The organism is Dolichospermum circinale AWQC310F (assembly GCF_000426925.1).
GTDB classification, from domain to species: Bacteria; Cyanobacteriota; Cyanobacteriia; order Cyanobacteriales; family Nostocaceae; genus Dolichospermum; species Dolichospermum circinale.
On record NZ_KE384663.1, the window covers coordinates 95,232 to 95,486 of the forward strand.

Below are 255 nucleotides of genomic sequence, written 5' to 3' on the forward strand. Positions count from 1 at the left end.
ACGTAGGGTCTGTTAGCGACAGCGTAACGCACCATGTTATCAAATCATTCAAATTGTCTAATGTGCGGTTATTAATAATTGAATCTTGATCATATCCCATCAATCACAGGATACTTTAAGGCTGTTGTAGAGACGTTTCATGAAACATCCCTACAACGTGGTTCAGCTACATCATACCAGAAGCTACGCTAAGGCAGTTGTAAAGTTATTAACTGTCAGAGTACCAGTTAAACCTGTCACCTCAATGATAGCATC

The 255-nt window shown here is 39.6% G+C and carries 1 protein-coding gene; it reads right to left on the reverse strand.

The genetic code is table 11. The annotated features are described in order from the left end of the window. Positions 1–183: 183 nt before the first annotated feature. Positions 184–240, reverse strand: a complete 57-nt coding sequence (locus ACIR310F_RS27445; RefSeq protein ID WP_331271297.1) for a hypothetical protein — start codon at positions 238–240, stop codon at positions 184–186. Positions 241–255 lie beyond the last annotated feature (15 nt).